General features: G+C 62.8%; 18 protein-coding genes. 8 read left to right on the plus strand and 10 right to left on the minus strand.

Going from position 1 to position 15,941, the window contains the following annotated elements; translation table 11 throughout:
• Positions 1-4: 4 nt before the first annotated feature.
• The 8 genes from sdhD to C8N43_RS09075 form a co-directional block, all read right to left on the minus strand.
• Positions 5-376, minus strand: coding sequence for a succinate dehydrogenase, hydrophobic membrane anchor protein (sdhD, locus tag C8N43_RS09040; RefSeq protein WP_107845286.1), 372 nt, complete (start codon positions 374-376; stop codon positions 5-7).
• Positions 377-389: 13 nt separating this feature from the next.
• The gene (gene sdhC, locus C8N43_RS09045; protein ID WP_107845287.1) at positions 390-776 is read right to left on the minus strand and encodes a succinate dehydrogenase, cytochrome b556 subunit; all 387 of its coding nucleotides are present in this window, start codon (positions 774-776) and stop codon (positions 390-392) included.
• 177 nt (positions 777-953) lie between these two features.
• Positions 954-1,622, minus strand: coding sequence for a DUF1194 domain-containing protein (locus C8N43_RS09050; RefSeq protein ID WP_107846307.1), 669 nt, complete (start codon positions 1,620-1,622; stop codon positions 954-956).
• Between the two features lie 64 nt (positions 1,623-1,686).
• Positions 1,687-2,481 carry a class I SAM-dependent methyltransferase gene (locus C8N43_RS09055; RefSeq protein ID WP_107845288.1) on the minus strand — a complete coding sequence of 265 codons (795 nt, stop codon included), beginning with the start codon at positions 2,479-2,481 and terminating at the stop codon, positions 1,687-1,689.
• A 157-nt stretch (positions 2,482-2,638) separates the two neighbouring features.
• Positions 2,639-3,670, minus strand: a complete 1,032-nt coding sequence (locus C8N43_RS09060) for a MaoC family dehydratase (RefSeq protein ID WP_107845289.1) — start codon at positions 3,668-3,670, stop codon at positions 2,639-2,641.
• Complete coding sequence (locus tag C8N43_RS09065; protein WP_107845290.1) at positions 3,670-3,873, minus strand: DUF1737 domain-containing protein; 204 nt, start codon at positions 3,871-3,873, stop codon at positions 3,670-3,672. The genes C8N43_RS09060 and C8N43_RS09065 overlap by 1 nt, the downstream gene beginning before the upstream one ends.
• A 3-nt stretch (positions 3,874-3,876) precedes the next feature.
• Positions 3,877-4,449, minus strand: a complete 573-nt coding sequence (locus C8N43_RS09070) for an NnrU family protein (RefSeq protein ID WP_107845291.1) — start codon at positions 4,447-4,449, stop codon at positions 3,877-3,879.
• Positions 4,446-5,297 carry an HpcH/HpaI aldolase/citrate lyase family protein gene (locus C8N43_RS09075; RefSeq protein ID WP_107845292.1) on the minus strand — a complete coding sequence of 284 codons (852 nt, stop codon included), beginning with the start codon at positions 5,295-5,297 and terminating at the stop codon, positions 4,446-4,448. The genes C8N43_RS09070 and C8N43_RS09075 overlap by 4 nt, the downstream gene beginning before the upstream one ends.
• A 335-nt stretch (positions 5,298-5,632) precedes the next feature.
• On the opposite strand from C8N43_RS09075, the gene C8N43_RS09080 reads away from it, so the two are divergent.
• Entirely contained in the window at positions 5,633-5,953 is a 321-nt protein-coding gene (locus tag C8N43_RS09080; protein ID WP_107845293.1) for a hypothetical protein, read from the plus strand.
• Here the strand turns inward: C8N43_RS09080 and C8N43_RS09085 are convergent.
• A complete protein-coding gene (locus tag C8N43_RS09085; RefSeq protein ID WP_107845294.1) occupies positions 5,950-6,702 on the minus strand; it encodes a sulfite exporter TauE/SafE family protein in 753 nt (250 codons plus the stop codon). The genes C8N43_RS09080 and C8N43_RS09085 overlap by 4 nt on opposite strands.
• A 167-nt stretch (positions 6,703-6,869) precedes the next feature.
• On the opposite strand from C8N43_RS09085, the gene mdh reads away from it, so the two are divergent.
• Positions 6,870-7,832, plus strand: coding sequence for a malate dehydrogenase (mdh, locus tag C8N43_RS09090; protein WP_107845295.1), 963 nt, complete (start codon positions 6,870-6,872; stop codon positions 7,830-7,832).
• 109 nt (positions 7,833-7,941) lie between these two features.
• Here the strand turns inward: mdh and C8N43_RS09095 are convergent, their stop codons facing one another.
• Entirely contained in the window at positions 7,942-8,970 is a 1,029-nt protein-coding gene (locus C8N43_RS09095; RefSeq protein ID WP_158269952.1) for a glycosyltransferase family 2 protein, read from the minus strand.
• Positions 8,971-9,195: 225 nt separating this feature from the next.
• Between C8N43_RS09095 and sucC the strand changes: the two genes are divergently transcribed.
• The 6 genes from sucC to C8N43_RS09125 are packed head-to-tail and all read left to right on the plus strand — an operon-like array spanning position 9,196 to position 15,941.
• Positions 9,196-10,389: an ADP-forming succinate--CoA ligase subunit beta gene (gene sucC / locus C8N43_RS09100; RefSeq protein WP_107845297.1), complete on the plus strand. Its 1,194-nt coding sequence runs from the start codon at positions 9,196-9,198 to the stop codon at positions 10,387-10,389.
• Positions 10,390-10,394: 5 nt separating this feature from the next.
• Entirely contained in the window at positions 10,395-11,279 is an 885-nt protein-coding gene (gene sucD / locus C8N43_RS09105; protein WP_107845298.1) for a succinate--CoA ligase subunit alpha, read from the plus strand.
• Positions 11,276-11,926, plus strand: coding sequence for a hypothetical protein (locus C8N43_RS09110; protein ID WP_107845299.1), 651 nt, complete (start codon positions 11,276-11,278; stop codon positions 11,924-11,926). The genes sucD and C8N43_RS09110 overlap by 4 nt, the downstream gene beginning before the upstream one ends.
• Positions 11,923-12,387, plus strand: a complete 465-nt coding sequence (locus tag C8N43_RS09115; RefSeq protein ID WP_107845300.1) for a DUF805 domain-containing protein — start codon at positions 11,923-11,925, stop codon at positions 12,385-12,387. The genes C8N43_RS09110 and C8N43_RS09115 overlap by 4 nt, the downstream gene beginning before the upstream one ends.
• Positions 12,384-12,980: a hypothetical protein gene (locus C8N43_RS09120; RefSeq protein WP_107845301.1), complete on the plus strand. Its 597-nt coding sequence runs from the start codon at positions 12,384-12,386 to the stop codon at positions 12,978-12,980. The genes C8N43_RS09115 and C8N43_RS09120 overlap by 4 nt, the downstream gene beginning before the upstream one ends.
• Before the next feature lie 6 nt (positions 12,981-12,986).
• Positions 12,987-15,941 (plus strand): 2-oxoglutarate dehydrogenase E1 component, encoded by a 2,955-nt coding sequence (locus C8N43_RS09125; RefSeq protein ID WP_107845302.1) that lies wholly within the window; start codon positions 12,987-12,989, stop codon positions 15,939-15,941.

Below are 15,941 nucleotides of genomic sequence, written 5' to 3' on the forward strand. Positions count from 1 at the left end.
CGATTTATAGGGCGAGACGGGCGATGGCGAAGAGGCCAACGCCTGCGATACCGTAGCTCAGGCAGATCGACAGGATGATCGACACCTTGCGCGCCGTACCGTGCACGTAGTCCTCCAGCAGCGTCTGCACACCATTCTTGAAATGCATCATGCTGACGACGATAGTCAGCGCGGCGACGATCGCGGGGAAGGGCCGGCCAAAATAGGCGACGACCTCTGCATGCGGCGCGCCAAGGATCGAGCCGAAGGTGAAGATGAACATCGGGATCAGGATCGCGAGCCCCACCGACGACACCATCATCGACCAGTGGTGATCGGTCCCGGTCTTGGCCGAACCCATGCCCGTCGCGCGTTTGCGGTCAGTTAAATATGCCATTGTTGCGCGCTCCTTACTGCAAGGCCAAGGCGGTCAGGATGGTCAGCACAATGCTGCCCCCCACCACACCATAGGCGAGCTTTTGGGCCTCATCGAGGTCGAACCCCCGACCGCTGTCCCAATAGAGATGCCGCAGTCCGGCCAGGAAGTGATACCAGATCGCCCAGAGCGAGCCGAACAGCACCAGATCGCCAAACCACGAGGTCAGCACCGCGTTGGCCGTCGCGAAATAATCCTCGCCGTAGCTCGCCGCGAGGAACCACCACACGATCATGAGCGACGCCACGATCAGGGCGTTGCCGGTGATGCGGGTCAGGATCGACGTCATCGACGTCCATTGCGGGCGGTAAATGGTAAGATGGGGCGACAGGGGTCTGTCGCCGCGGTTGACGTCGGCCATGGGCTACCCGTCCTTTTCGTGTTGGCTACGATATTTCTGCTATGACATTAGACGATTAATAGAGTGAGTCACGAGCGCGGAATGGAGCTAGCCGCGATGTTTTGGCGCATTTGGGCACATTTTCTCGCGATGTGATCACGGGATCTCAGCGTGTGATCACAAATGGCACGTTACAGCTCAGGGGTCCAGCACGGCGACCTGTTTTGTAATCTCGCGCAGCAGCTTCTCGCGGATGCGGCGGGGGTAGTCCTCGAAATCATCGGCCTTCATGGCAAAACTGCCCGGGCCTACGATCAGGTTGCGGCGGTAATAGGCGGTCAGCTCCGCCTCGCTCGCCTCGATCGCCAGACCGTTAATCGTCACACCTTGGCGCAGGGCTGCGGCCTTCATCTCTTCGGGCGGCACGCCCTCGTTCGAGTACCCGTCGCCCGAGACATCGACCACCCGCCGCGTGCATTCCGGAACGGCGTCAAAATGGGTGAGCGAGAAGCCCACCGCCTCCCCAATCGCGGTCGAGAAATTGCGCCAGACCCGCTGTGTCTTGGCCACCCGCTCCGCCAGGGCGTCGGCGCGCTCGAAATCGGTGATGTGGGTCCAGGGGATCGAGACGCGCTGGCGCGAAGCCCCGGTCCATTGCAGCAGCATGACTTTCGCCTCGGCCACGACCAGTGCCTCTGTCACGGCGCTGTCGGCCAGTGCGGCGCCGAGGCCCTCCATCTGCACCCGGTACTCGCGTTGATCGACGGAGCCGGACACGTCGACCGCCAGCACCAGCGCCAGCTCGCAGGCCATCGCAGGCGCGGTGCACGAGAGTGCCCAAAGACAAGAGAGGATCGGCAGACGCATGCCGACCAACCTACAGCCTTCGCGGGCGATGTGTTCTCAAATTATGATGATCAGTCGAGCGGGCCTAGACCGCCATCAGCTTGCACACGGTCGGGTGGATGCCGCGGCGGGTCTGGCCGATCTCAAAGAAGGTCGTGCGGAAGCCCAATTCGTTGAAGCGCTGCAGGTCGAGCCACGCGATACGCGCCGCCTCAATGCGGTCCTGGGTTTCGGCGGTCTCGACCGGCAGGGGGTTGAAGCCAACCACGATTGATTTGCGCGAAATCCGGCAGAATTCCCGGATTGTGTCCAGCCAGCCTTCCGGCTCGGAATAGGCCTCGATGGCCTGAAAACAGCACACCACGTCGAAGCTCTTGTCCTTAAACGGGTACGGGCGGACGCCGCCGTCAAAGAGCCGGACATCGAGACCGAGAGACTCGATGATCGGCTGATAGGGCCAGCCCTCGATGATCTTCTTGCCCGGCGTGCCCTCATGCGACTGTCGCCGCACCTCGCCAAGCAGCTTTTGGTGCCACGGCTTGCGCACCCCCTTGTGCTTCACGTTTGCACCATCTTCCGAGGTCCAGGCGAAATCGGTGCCGACAACCCTGTGGCCTTCGCGCCGCCACACCTCCAGCATCGCACCGTGGGCGGTGGAAAACTCGAGGATATCCAGAGGCTTATCCGCGTTCAAGGTCTCGGGCATGTGATGGTTGATCCGCACCCAGGCCCGTTCGATGTTCTGCTCGTGGGAGAGATATTTCCACATCACATTCTGGATGCGATCCTCGGAATACTGGCCAAGCTTGTAAGGCTCATAGAATTCAGCTGGCACCGGAGTGGTCCAGGAGGCGCGCGCCGTTTGCTCGAATACTCTCATCGTGTGTCCCGGCGCAGATGTCGCGCTCCGTCCCTTTGTGGTGTTTCTACAATCAGCAGAATCCACCGCAATTGTGTCGAAATCGCGAAAGATAATCGGGCAATTTTAAGAATTTTGGTCTGCGCCGCGCCGTAGGATGGGTCATTGACCCATCACCCTAAAGCGGCATCAGCGCCCAGTAATCGAGGTCCAGCAGCACGCCGGGCAGGTACTTGCCGTCCTCACCCCGCAGCGCAAACGGCTCCGCCTCCGGCCGGTGGGCCACCAACCGCAGCCGGATCGCCCCCACCCCGTCGACGCCGGTCTCGGCGGTGTCCAGCACCTCGGACCACGCGCGGACCGTGTCGCCCGCCATGCACGGGTTCACATGGGCGCCCGCATTGAGACCCACGATGATCTGTGCATTTGCAAGGCCGTTGAACGACAGCGCGCGCGCCAGCGAGATCACGTGGCCGCCATAGATCAGGCGCCCGCCTTCGCGGTTGGTCACATCGAAATGCACCTTCGCCGTGTTCTGCCACAGCCGCGTGGCGAGCATATGCTCGGCCTCTTCAATCGTCACGCCATCGACATGGTCAATCTTCTCGCCCACCTCGTAGTCGCCCAGCCGGTGCGGCTCGCCACTTTGGGCAAAGTTGTAGCCCGAGAAATCCAGCCCCTCCGGCACCACCAGATCGGACGCAGCGACGGCATCGGCCAGCTCTGGCACCACCGTGTCCGGCGCGGCGGCATCCAGCTTCCCTTTGCGCACCATCACCCAGCGCACGTAAGACAGCACGTCCTCGCCCAGCTGATTAGTGCCCGTCGTGCGCACATAGACCACTCCGGTCTTACCGTTGGAGTTCTGCTTGACCCCGATCACCTCTGACCGCGCGGTCAGCGTGTCGCCCAGATGCACGGGCTTCAGGAACCGCCCCTCCGCATAGCCCAGATTGGCCACCGCATTGAGCGAGATATCGGGCACCGTCTTGCCGAACACCGTGTGAAACGCGATCAGATCGTCCAGCGGGGCCTCGTGCAGGCCACAATCGCGCGCAAACTCATCGGACGAGTAAAACGCCCCGCGCGCCGGATAGAGCGCGTGGTACAGCGCTCGTTCGCCGCCCGACAGGGTGCGCGGCACCGCGTGCTCGATCACCTCGCCCACGGTATAGTCTTCAAAGAAGCGGCCCGGATTGGTCTTGCTCATTATTGCTGCCCCAGCTTCATGTCGGGGTGGTAGTCCCCGTCGATCTCCTTGGTCACTGCCTGCGCGCAGCGCATGATCCCGTTGGCGTGATCAAAGGCGTAGGTCGGGTCGCCATAAAGCTCCCACCTCTTGGACAGGGCCTCGGACACCTTGTGGCAAAAGGCCGAGGTGTCTTCCTCGGTCAGCAGGCGGTAGATCTTCATGGCTCAGACGCCTCCGAACGGGTTCACGCCCAGCCAGATATGGACGCCCGAGACGACGCTGTAGAGCACCAGTGTGATGACGACCAGCGTGATCTCTTTCTTGATCGGCGCTTGGGCGGGGACATGCCACGGCCCCTCGCGCCCGTTGATCATTTGGATCGAGATTTGCGCCCAGACCAGCAGACCACCGAACAGGATGATCGAGGACAGATCGCCATTGGCCAGTAAATGCGCCACGGCCCAAATCGAGAAACCGACCAGCTGCGGGTGCCGGATCTTGGTGCCGATCCAGACCTTCGCGGGCTTCGCCGCGGACGCGCCGTAGATGTAGAAGGCCAGCAGCATCAGCAGATTGTTGATATGGCCCATGAAGCTGGGTGGGTACCAGACAGGCACGAATTCACTGCCGCGATACCCGATCACCATCAGCACAACCGACGCCACGATCAGCACAGCGAACAGCCCTTTCGAGGCGTCGCCCATCTTGTCCGAAAGGCGCGCGCGCGCGTCTGGCGCCACACGTTTGAAGAAATGGGCGGCCGTCCAAAGGACGAGCCCCAGAATGAGAAGTGTCATGCGCTCTCCAGCAGTTTGATGGCGTCCGCCTTGGCCAGCAGCCGCGTTGCCGTCTCAACATGCAGGTTTTCCACGATTTTGCCATCCACAACTGCCACGCCCTGCCCATCGGCCTTGGCTTGCGCATACGCGTCGATCTGGCGGCGGGCGAGGTCCAGCTCCTCCTCGCTCGGCCCAAAGACCTCGTTGGCGATAGCCACCTGCGCCGGGTGGATCAGCGTTTTGCCGTCAAATCCCATGTCCCGGCCCTCTTCGCATTCGGCGCGCAGCCCGTCCTCGTCCTTGAACGCGTTGTAAACGCCGTCAACGCAGACCAGCCCCTCGGCCCGGGCGGCCAGCAGGCATAGCTGCAGGCTTGTCATCATCGCTGCGCGTCCGCGCGAGCCCAAATCTTTGGCGAGGTCATTCGTGCCCATCACGAAGCCTTCCATCTTGGGCGCCGCCGCCAGCTGGGCCGCATTCAGAATGCCGCGCGGCGTCTCCATCATCGCCCAGATCGTCGTGTCGCCCTTCAACAGTCCCGAAAGCGCCGCAACTTGTGTGGGCTGTTCGACCTTCGGCAGCAGGATCGCGTCGGGCGCGACGTCAATAAAGGTCGCCACATCATCCGCGCCCCATTCTGTGTCCGCGCCATTGACCCGAACGATGCGTTTGCGCGGACCGTAATCGGTGTCGCGCAGGGTCTGCGCGAGCAGCTCCCGTGCCGCGACCTTCTCATCCGGGGCGACCGCATCTTCGAGGTCGAAGATGATCGCATCCACCGCAAGGGTCTTGGCCTTTTCCAGCGCACGCGGCTTGGAGCCGGGGATGTAGAGAACTGAACGATAAGGCTGCGCGACGTTTTGCATCGAATCCAACTCCTGTTTTGTAATTTTGTTACTCATCACACCCGTGCTGCCACTGCAAGCAATGTTCCGCCGCAGCGCAGAGAAATCCGCCCGCGCGTTGCGGACCGCATCTGAATTATCTCAAGTTTTCAATAAAAAGGAATGAGAAACCATGGGCTGCGCACGGCCCGTTAACGCGATCTTGGCGGGTCGCGACGCAGGATTGGCCCCGTTGCGTCAGATGCCCGTCCGAACTGGACGCGAAGCTCAATTGACCTGAACGGTTGCATTTCGATCCAACGCCTCTTTGACCCGGCGCGCCAAAGCTGCGCTGCCTTTTGCAAAGGAATGACACTATGAAGAAGCAACTTTTCGGACTGTCTTTCGGCTTCGCCGCGCTGCTGATGGCCACGGATATGGCCGCGGCCCAGCAACGCAACATGTGCGCCAAGCGCGAAGTCGTGCTGGAAAAGCTCACCGGCAAGTACGGCGAGACGCGCCGCTCCATGGGCCTTGCCGCAAATAGCGGAATTGTGGAACTTCACGCCTCCGACAACAGCGGGTCGTGGACGATCACCGTGACGCATCCCAATGGCATTACCTGCCTCGTGGCCGCTGGCACAAGTTTCGAAGCGGTGGAAGAAGAACTGCCCGCGTCCCTCGGCGCACCGACCTAGATCAGGCCGTCATAGATCAGCTTGCAGCCGGCACCGACCAGCAGCGCATAGGTGATCTGAAAGAACACGCGTTCCGGCAAAGCCCGGTGCGCGTAGACCCCGACTGCGACCCCGATCAGCCCCATCGGCGTCATATAGGCGGTGGCTTTAAGGGTCTCCCACGTGAACACGCCAAGAAAGGCGTAAGGCACAGCCTTCATCGCGTTGATCACCCAGAAAGTGATGACCGCTGTCGCTTGATAGGTCGTCTTGCCGAGCCCCTGTGACAGCAGGAAAATCGCCGTGGGCGGGCCACCCGCATGGCTGACGAAGCTGGTAAACCCTGACACCACGCCCGCAATCAGGCCTTGGCGCATGTTGAACCCGGTCTCCTCGACCGCCAGCCAGCCGCGCGAGCGCGCCAGCTGGAAGGCCACGAAGCCCAGCGAAATCGCCCCGATCAGCACCCGAAGCACGTCCGGATTGGTCGCCTTGTAGAGAAGCGCGCCCAGCGCCACTCCAGGCACGCCGCCGATGATCAGCGCCTTTGCCGACGGCCAGTGCCATTTGCCCCAGAAGGGTCGCAGGGTGGCGATATCCTCGATCATCAAGAGCGGCAGCATGATGCCAAGCGCCACCGCGGGCTCCAGAAACAGCGCCAGAATCGCAGTGGCCACAAAGGCCGCCCCGCCGCCAAAGCCCCCTTTGGCCACGCCGGAGATAAAGGCAGCCGGCAGCGCAAAGGCGAAGAAGAGGGCGTCGAACTCCATGACGCGACCCTGAGCCAAAAAAGCGGGCGGTTTCAACAGCTAAACGCGCAAGCCGCGCCGGCGCAGCGATCACTTTGCGCCGCAGCGCAGCGCTGGAGCCTTGCGCGAGCCGCCCCCAGACGCTACCCCTCGCCCCCAACATCAACGAGAACCAAGGACCATACCCCATGGCCAGACCCAAAATCGCCCTGATCGGCGCCGGACAGATCGGCGGCACCCTTGCCCACCTTGTTGCGCTGAAAGAGCTGGGCGACGTCGTCCTGTTCGACATCGCCGACGGCACCCCGCAAGGCAAGTCGCTCGACATCGCCGAGGCCGGCCCGACCGGGCATTTTGACGCCACGCTGAAAGGCACCACCGATTACGCCGATATCGCGGGCGCCGATGTGTGCATCGTGACCGCAGGCGTGCCGCGAAAGCCGGGGATGAGCCGCGATGACCTGCTGGGCATCAACCTGAAGGTGATGAAATCCGTGGGCGAAGGCATCGCCGCCAACGCGCCGAACGCCTTCGTGATCTGCATCACCAACCCGCTCGACGCGATGGTCTGGGCCCTGCGTGAGTTCTCCGGCCTGCCCCATGAGAAGGTCTGCGGCATGGCAGGCGTGCTCGACAGCGCGCGTTTCCGCCACTTCTTGGCCTCCGAGTTCGACGTGTCCATGAAGGATGTCACCGCCTTCGTGCTTGGCGGCCATGGCGACACGATGGTGCCGCTGACCCGCTATTCCACCGTCGCGGGCATCCCACTGCCTGACCTCGTTGAGATGGGTTGGACCACGCAAGAGAAGATGGACGCGATCGTCCAGCGCACCCGCGACGGCGGTGCCGAGATCGTGGGCCTCCTGGGCAACGGCTCGGCCTATTATGCGCCCGCCACGTCGGCCATCGAGATGGCCGAAAGCTACCTCAAGGACCAAAAGCGCGTCCTGCCCTGTGCGGCCTATGTGGACGGCGCCTTCGGCCTCGACGGCTTCTACGTGGGTGTGCCCACGGTAATCGGCAAAGGTGGCATTGAGCGTGTGGTGGCGATCAACCTGACCAAGGACGAGCAGGCCATGTTCGACAAGTCCGTCGACGCGGTGAAGGGCCTTGTGGCCGCCTGCAAGGAAATCGACGGCTCGCTCGCCTGAGTTCAGACGGTTTGAAGGAAAAGGCCCGCGCATCCGCGTGGGCCTTTTTCGTGAGCGGGGCAAGCGCCTTGGAAGGCGCTTGAAAAGGCGCGTCGACGCGCCTTGCCCGTCAAATCCTGACCCCCAGCTCTGCAAACACATCGCGCTTTTGCGCGATCAACCATGCATCAAACATTGCCGCAGACAGGTCGAGCTGCACCTGCGGCAACAGCGCCTCCACTGCCCGGCGAGGGTCAAACTCGATCCGGTAGGACAGATCTTCCTGCTCCAGCCCGCCCGTTAGCGCAGGCCCCAGCACCTTGATCCGGTCATGCAGCGCGTTGGCCGCGGGCAGGTCGCCCCCCGCCGCATTTATGGCGTCGATCTGCGCCTGCATCTGCTCGGTGATCGGCTGGCCCACCTGGATCGCGCGGAAAAGCCGCTTGCGCAGCCGCTTGTAGACCCAGTGCAGCCGCGTCATCCCGTCGAAATGCAAAAGCACCGAGGACCGCGACCGCTTCATGCCCGGGAAGGTCCACGGCCGTTCCGTGTCGTGATGCGGGCGGTGGATGCCCAGCACATAGTCATGCCCGGTCGGAGAGCAGGCCTTGCCCTCGCTATGCCCCGTCAGCCCGAAGCGGGTCAGCCCCGCGCCGTCATGGGTCAGCCCGGCGAAATCACCCTCCATCCGTTTGGTAGAGGCGCGGAAATGTGGCGAGAACATCGCGTCTTGATCCTCCCCGTCCAGCCAGACCCGCTCAAGGTTCGGCAGACTCAGGTAATGCGTCGGGTCGCGCCGGGCGAGGCGCTGCAACTCGCCCTCCAGCGGATGCGCCTGATGCACGAACTCGTCGGCGTCGAGATGCAGCAGGTAGTCCACCCCGCACCGCTGGTAGGCATGGGTGGCATTCAGCGTCTGGCGGCGCTGGTGGGTCTTCGGCACCTTGATATCGAACTCACCCCGCCAGTAGGCCTCGTCGGCGACGGTGACGACAACGCCATCAAGCTGGGCCAGCAGTGCGCGGGTGCGCGCGTCATCGCGATCGAGATAGACATGCACCTCCCGCGCGCCCGCCCAAAGGTGGTGGGCCGCATGGGCCACAATGAGCTCCGGCGGCTCATCCATGGTGCCCACGACGCCCCAGCTTGGCTTAGCCATGGGGCACGGCAATTCTGTTGGAAACATTCATGATTTATAAGTCACTGGGCGGTCCAGTGGCGTCAATGCCTTTCGCGATTCGCCCCGTCGACAATATTTGTGATCACAGTTTTTTGGCGTGTGATCACAAATGTCGGTTTTCTGGCCGCTGCGTCACATTGGACGTTTGCGCGGGCCATGCGGCGTGTCAACACTGCGTCGACCCCCTGGCTCAAGGAGAGAGTTTTGAACATCCACGAATATCAGGCGAAGGCCCTTCTTCGCTCCTACGGCGCCCCCGTCTCGGATGGCCGCGTCGTGCTCGCCGCCGAAAATGCAAAAACCGCCGCAGGCGAGCTGGATGGGCCCCTCTGGGTCGTCAAAGCACAAATCCACGCCGGTGGCCGCGGCAAGGGCAAGTTCAAGGAAGCAGATGCGGGCGAAGCAGGCGGTGTGCGCCTTGCCAAATCCGTCGAAGAGGCCGCCAATGAGGCCAAGAAGATGCTCGGCCGCACCCTCGTGACCCACCAGACCGGCCCCGCCGGCAAGCAGGTCAACCGCATCTATATCGAAGACGGCTCCGGCATCGAAACAGAGCTCTATCTCGCCCTGCTCGTCGACCGCCAGACCAGCCGCGTGTCCTTTGTCTGCTCGACCGAGGGCGGCATGGACATCGAAGAGGTCGCCGCGTCGACCCCTGAAAAAATCCTCAGCTTCTCCGTCGATCCGGCCACGGGCTACATGCCCTACCACGGCCGCCGCATCGCCTTCGCGCTTGGCCTGCAGGGCGGCGCGATCAAGCAATGCGTGGCGCTGATGGGTACGCTCTACAAGCTCTTCACCGAAAAAGACATGGAGATGCTCGAGATCAACCCGCTGATCGTGACCGACAAGGGCGATCTGAAATGCCTCGACGCCAAGATGGGCTTTGACGGCAACGCGGTCTACCGCCACGCCGACATCGCCGAGCTGCGCGACACGACGGAAGAAGACCCCAAGGAGCTCGCCGCCTCCAAATACGACCTCAACTACATCGCGCTCGATGGCGAGATCGGCTGCATGGTCAACGGTGCGGGCCTCGCCATGGCGACGATGGACATCATCAAGCTTTACGGGGCCGAGCCCGCCAACTTCCTTGATGTCGGCGGCGGCGCCACCAAGGAGAAGGTGACCGAGGCGTTCAAAATCATCACCTCTGACCCCAACGTCAAAGGCATCCTCGTCAACATTTTCGGCGGCATTATGCGCTGCGACGTGATCGCCGAAGGCGTGGTCTCCGCCGTGAAAGAGGTCGGGCTCCAGGTCCCGCTGGTCGTCCGGCTTGAGGGCACCAACGTGGAAGAGGGCAAGGCCATCATCAACAACTCCGACGTCGACGTGATTGCCGCCGACGACCTTAAAGACGGCGCTCAGAAGATCGTCAAAGCGGTGAAGGGATAACACCAATGGCCATTCTAATTGACGAAAACACCAAGGTCATCTGCCAGGGCTTCACCGGCTCCCAGGGCACATTCCACTCCGAACAGGCCATCGCGTATGGCACCCAGATGGTTGGCGGTGTGACGCCGGGCAAGGGCGGGCAGACCCATCTGGACCTGCCGGTCTTCGACAGCTGCCACGAGGCGGTCGAGCGCACAGGGGCCGATGCCACCGTGATCTACGTGCCGCCCCCCTTTGCGGCCGACTCGATCCTCGAGGCCATCGACGCCGAGATCCCTTTCATCTGCTGCATCACCGAAGGCATCCCTGTGCTTGACATGATGAAGGTGAAGCGCGCGCTCGAAGGCTCGTCGTCGCGCCTGATCGGGCCCAACTGCCCCGGCGTGATCACGCCGGACGCCTGCAAGATCGGGATCATGCCCGGCCATATCCACAAGCGCGGCTCGGTCGGCGTTGTCTCCCGCTCCGGCACGCTGACCTACGAGGCGGTGAAGCAGACGACGGACTCAGGCCTCGGCCAGTCCACCGCCGTGGGCATCGGCGGCGATCCGATCAAGGGGACCGAGCATATCGACGTGCTCGAGATGTTCTTGGCCGATGACGAGACCCAATCGATCATCATGATCGGCGAGATCGGCGGGACCGCGGAAGAAGAAGCCGCGCAATTCCTGGCCGACGAGAAGAAGCGCGGCCGCTGGAAGCCTACCGCCGGCTTCATCGCCGGTCGCACGGCCCCTCCGGGCCGCCGCATGGGCCATGCGGGCGCCATCGTTGCGGGTGGCAAGGGCGACGCCGAAAGCAAGATCGAAGCGATGAAATCCGCAGGCATCGTGGTGGCCGAAAGCCCCGCGGGTCTCGGCGAAGCCGTGCTGGAAGCCATCGGAAAATGATCAAGACGGCCGCCAAGATCGTGTGCCTCGGCACCGCTCTGGCGGCCTCTTCCCTTGCGGCCACAGAACGAGATTGGACGACTGAGGTCGGGACGGTACTCGAGGTTTGCAACATGCAACCCATCGATTTCCAAGCCGCGCGGGGCACGCTGCTCGCGTCCGGCTGGCAAGACGATCCGAATGCGGCACCGTCTGCTTTGTTCAACGTATCGCTGCATCAAGATGTGGATCCTACAAGCGTTGAAGGTGTAGCTCGCAATGCCCTTGCTCTGGCGGATGCGGTGGCCGAGAACCCTGCCAATGGTGAGGGTCAGATCAGTATGCACCTTGATGAACTGCATCTGGGCGTACTTGGTTCGGGTGATGGCGCGCATCACTGCGTGTTGTCCGGACCGTCCAGCCTTCACCAAAGTGCGAAGAACCGTCCGGATGTCAGGCTGGGAATCCGGGCAATCGGAACACCTTTGGGTATGCGCGTCAGCTATGTGTATGACGAACTGTCAGTTTTTCTGCTCTTTCCCATGCCGCTCTACCCATCTGGCACCGACAAGTTGGACGCCGCAGACCTGACCCCCGGGATAAGGGCACGGGTCGATGCTTACCTCGATGACGTTGCAGTCCACATGGTTCCCCGGGGAGGCATATGAGATGGCTCTTCTCCCCCTATGGCACGATGAAGCGCGTGCCGTTCTGGCTGGCGATCGTCGTGTATTCTACGCTGATCCCGTTCCTGATCTTCGGCAGTGCCGAGATAACCCGGCCGCCGCTGCGCTTCGATGCAAACCTGACCATGCCCGAACCATCGGCGCCCATTTGGCTGTACGATGTCGGGATCACTCTGGCGGTGGTGGCGGGGCTCAGCCTGATCAGCATGATGGCGCGAAGATTGCGCGACGCGGGCTGGCCCGCCTTATGGGCGCTTGGCTTGCTGATCTGTTGCTTGCTCCCGGTGCTCATGCTGTCGATCACGTACAGCGGATTGGTCGGCACCTCAGACGCGGTCAGAATCGCGTTTTTCGTCGTGTTCTTTTTGGCCTGCGTCCCGCCCGCCCTGTTCGTGCTGATCTGCGCGCTTTGCCTTTGGCCCAGCGTGGAGCAGGCGCCATGATTGCAGTACTCGCTCTGTCGGCCCTGCCCGCGCAGGCCATGACGCTCACCGAGATGTCCGCCTCGATCGAGGCGTGCCACACCCCCGCCCCCATTGAAGAGACGGTCGCGGCCTTGGGCCAGGAAGGCTGGATCGCCGTGGACGGCCCGCTCGGCCCCGAGATCATCGAGCTGCTGATCTGGCCTCAGGTGGCCTTCTATGCCACAGGCGACACCGGCGGCGCGCAGATCCGCGCCATCGTCGATCTGCAACGCAAGACCGTCGCGGGTTTCGCGCGCAAGGCCGACATCCCGCAAAGCAAGACCCGCATCCTGACCCGCCAGATCGGCGCCGACCGGGAAGCGGTTCTGGTCTTCTGGCTTCAGCCCGATCCGGCGACGACCAACATCATCTGCCGCTTCGCACTCTCGCCCCATTCCATGATCGCCCATACGGCGGGCGATTTCGGCCCGCCAAGCGTGGCCCAGACCACACCCACCCAGCGCTTCTCGATCACGCCGATGAATGCGGCATCGCTCGCCGCCAAGATCGACGCCCCTGTCACCGTTTCCGGCACTTTGGAAACGCAGTTCAGTTTTCCTTCTCAGGAGTAACGCCCAATGACCGAACATAGCCCCAACGACCAGTTCCATGCCTCCAGCTTCATGCAAGGGCACAATGCCGAGTATCTCGAGCAGCTTTATGCGCGCTACGCGGGCGATCCCAATGCGGTGGACGAGGGCTGGCGGGAGTTCTTCAAGGCGCTCGGCGACACAGAGGTGGACGTCAAGCGGGAGGCCTCTGGCCCGTCCTGGGCGCGCACCGACTGGCCGCCGCAGCCCAGCGACGAGCTGACCGCGGCGCTGGACGGCCAATGGGCCGAGCCCGAACAAGTCGCCAAGAAGATCGAAGGCAAGGCGGCGGATAAGGGTGTCAACGTCTCGGAAGCGCAGGTCAAGCAGGCGGTGCTCGACAGTATTCGCGCCATCATGATCATCCGCGCCTACCGCATCCGGGGCCACCTGGCCGCCGATCTGGACCCGCTGGGCATGAAAGAGCCGGAACCGCACCCGGAGCTGGAGCCGAAGAATTACGGCTTCACCGAGGCCGATCTGGACCGCCCAATCTTCATCGACAACGTGCTGGGGCTTGAAACCGCCTCGATGCGCGAAATCGTGGCGATCCTGAAGCGGACATACTGTGGCACCTTCGCACTGCAATACATGCATATCTCCGACCCCGAGCAGGCCGGTTGGCTGAAGGAACGGATCGAAGGGTGGGACAAGGAGATCACCTTCACCCGCGAGGGCCGCAAGGCGATCCTGAACAAGCTGGTCGAGGCGGAAGGCTTCGAGAAATTCCTGCATGTCAAATACATGGGCACCAAGCGTTTTGGCCTTGATGGCGGCGAGGCGCTGGTCCCCGCGATGGAACAGATCATCAAGCGCGGCGGCAGTCTGGGCGTGAAGGACATTGTCATCGGCATGCCCCACCGCGGCCGCCTGTCGGTCTTGGCCAACGTGATGGGCAAGCCCTACAAGGCGATCTTCAACGAGTTCCAAGGCGGCAGCTTCAAGCCCGAAGATGTCGATGGCTCGGGCGATGTAAAATATCACCTCGGCGCGTCATCCGACCGCGAATTCGACGGCAACTCGGTGCATCTCAGCCTGACCGCCAACCCTTCGCACCTGGAGGCCGTGAACCCCGTGGTGCTGGGCAAGGCGCGGGCCAAGCAGGACCAGAACAACGACGACGAACGCACCAGCTGCATGCCGATCCTGCTCCATGGCGACGCGGCCTTCGCGGGTCAGGGCGTCGTGGCCGAAGGGTTCGGCCTGTCCGGCCTCAAGGGCCACAAGACCGGCGGCACGATGCATATCGTGGTCAACAATCAGATCGGCTTCACGACGGCGCCGCACTTCTCGCGCTCCTCGCCCTATCCGACCGACATCGCTCTGATGGTTGAGGCGCCGATCTTCCACGTCAACGGCGACGACCCGGAAGCCGTGGTCCATGCCGCCAAGGTCGCCACCGAGTTCCGTCAGAAGTTCCACCGCGACGTGGTCATCGACATCATCTGCTACCGCCGGTTCGGCCATAACGAGGGCGACGAGCCCATGTTCACCAACCCGGTGATGTACAAGAAAATCAAGGGCCACAAGACGACGCTGACGCTTTATACCGAGCGGCTGGTGCGCGACGGGCTGATCCCCGAGGGCGAGATCGAGGACATGAAGGCCGCCTTCCAGGCCCACCTCAATGAAGAGTTCGAGGCGGGCAAGGACTACAAGCCCAACAAGGCCGACTGGCTTGACGGCAAGTGGTCCCATCTGGATCGCCGCGCCGAAGACGACTACCAGCGCGGCCAGACCGCCATCTCGAAAGAGACCTTCGAAGAGGTCGGCAAGGCGCTCTCATCGGCCCCCGACGGCTACCCGCTGCACAAGACGGTGGGCCGCCTGCTGGAGACCAAGGCCAAAATGTTCGAGACCGGCGAAGGCTTCGACTGGGCCACGGGCGAGGCGCTTGCCTTCGGCTCGCTGCTGACCGAAGGCTACCCGGTCCGTCTGGCGGGCCAGGACAGTACCCGCGGCACCTTCTCCCAGCGCCATTCCGGCCTCGTGAACCAGGAAACGGAAGAGCGCTACTACCCGCTCAACAACATCCGCAGCGGTCAGGCGCAATACGAGGTCATCGACTCGATGCTGTCGGAATACGCCGTGCTAGGGTTCGAATATGGCTACTCGCTGGCCGAGCCCAACGCGCTCGTGCTGTGGGAAGCGCAGTTCGGCGACTTCGCCAACGGCGCGCAGATCATGTTCGATCAGTTCATCTCGTCGGGCGAAAGCAAGTGGCTGCGCATGTCTGGCCTCGTCTGCCTGCTGCCCCACGGCTACGAGGGACAGGGACCGGAGCACTCATCGGCCCGCCTTGAGCGGTTCCTGACCATGTGCGGCGGCGACAACTGGATCGTGGCCAACTGCACGACGCCGGCCAACTACTTCCACATCCTGCGCCGCCAGTTGCACCGCGATTTCCGCAAGCCGCTGATCCTGATGACGCCGAAATCGCTGCTGCGCCACAAGCTGGCCGTGTCCAAGGCGGAAGAGTTCCAGACCGGCTCCAGCTTCCACCGGGTGCTGTGGGATGACGCCCAGCACGGCAATTCCGACACCAAGCTGAAGGCGGACGACAAGATCAAGCGGGTCGTGATGTGCTCGGGCAAGGTCTATTATGACCTGCTCGAAGAGCGCGACGCGCGCGGCATCGACGACGTCTACCTGATGCGGTTCGAACAGTTCTATCCCTTCCCCGCCATCTCGGCGGTCAAGGAGCTGGAGCGGTTCAAGAACGCCGAAATGGTCTGGTGCCAGGAAGAGCCCAAGAACCAGGGCGCCTGGTCCTTCATCGAGCCCAATATCGAATGGGTGCTGACCCGCATCGGGGCCAAGCACTCCCGTCCGATCTATGCCGGCCGTGCCGCCGCGGCCTCGCCCGCGACCGGCCTCGCCTCCCAACACAAAGCCCAACAAGAAGCGCTCGTGAACGACGCGCTGACGATCGAAGGAAACTGA

This window comes from Litoreibacter ponti, from assembly GCF_003054285.1.
Lineage (GTDB): Bacteria > Pseudomonadota > Alphaproteobacteria > Rhodobacterales > Rhodobacteraceae > Litoreibacter > Litoreibacter ponti.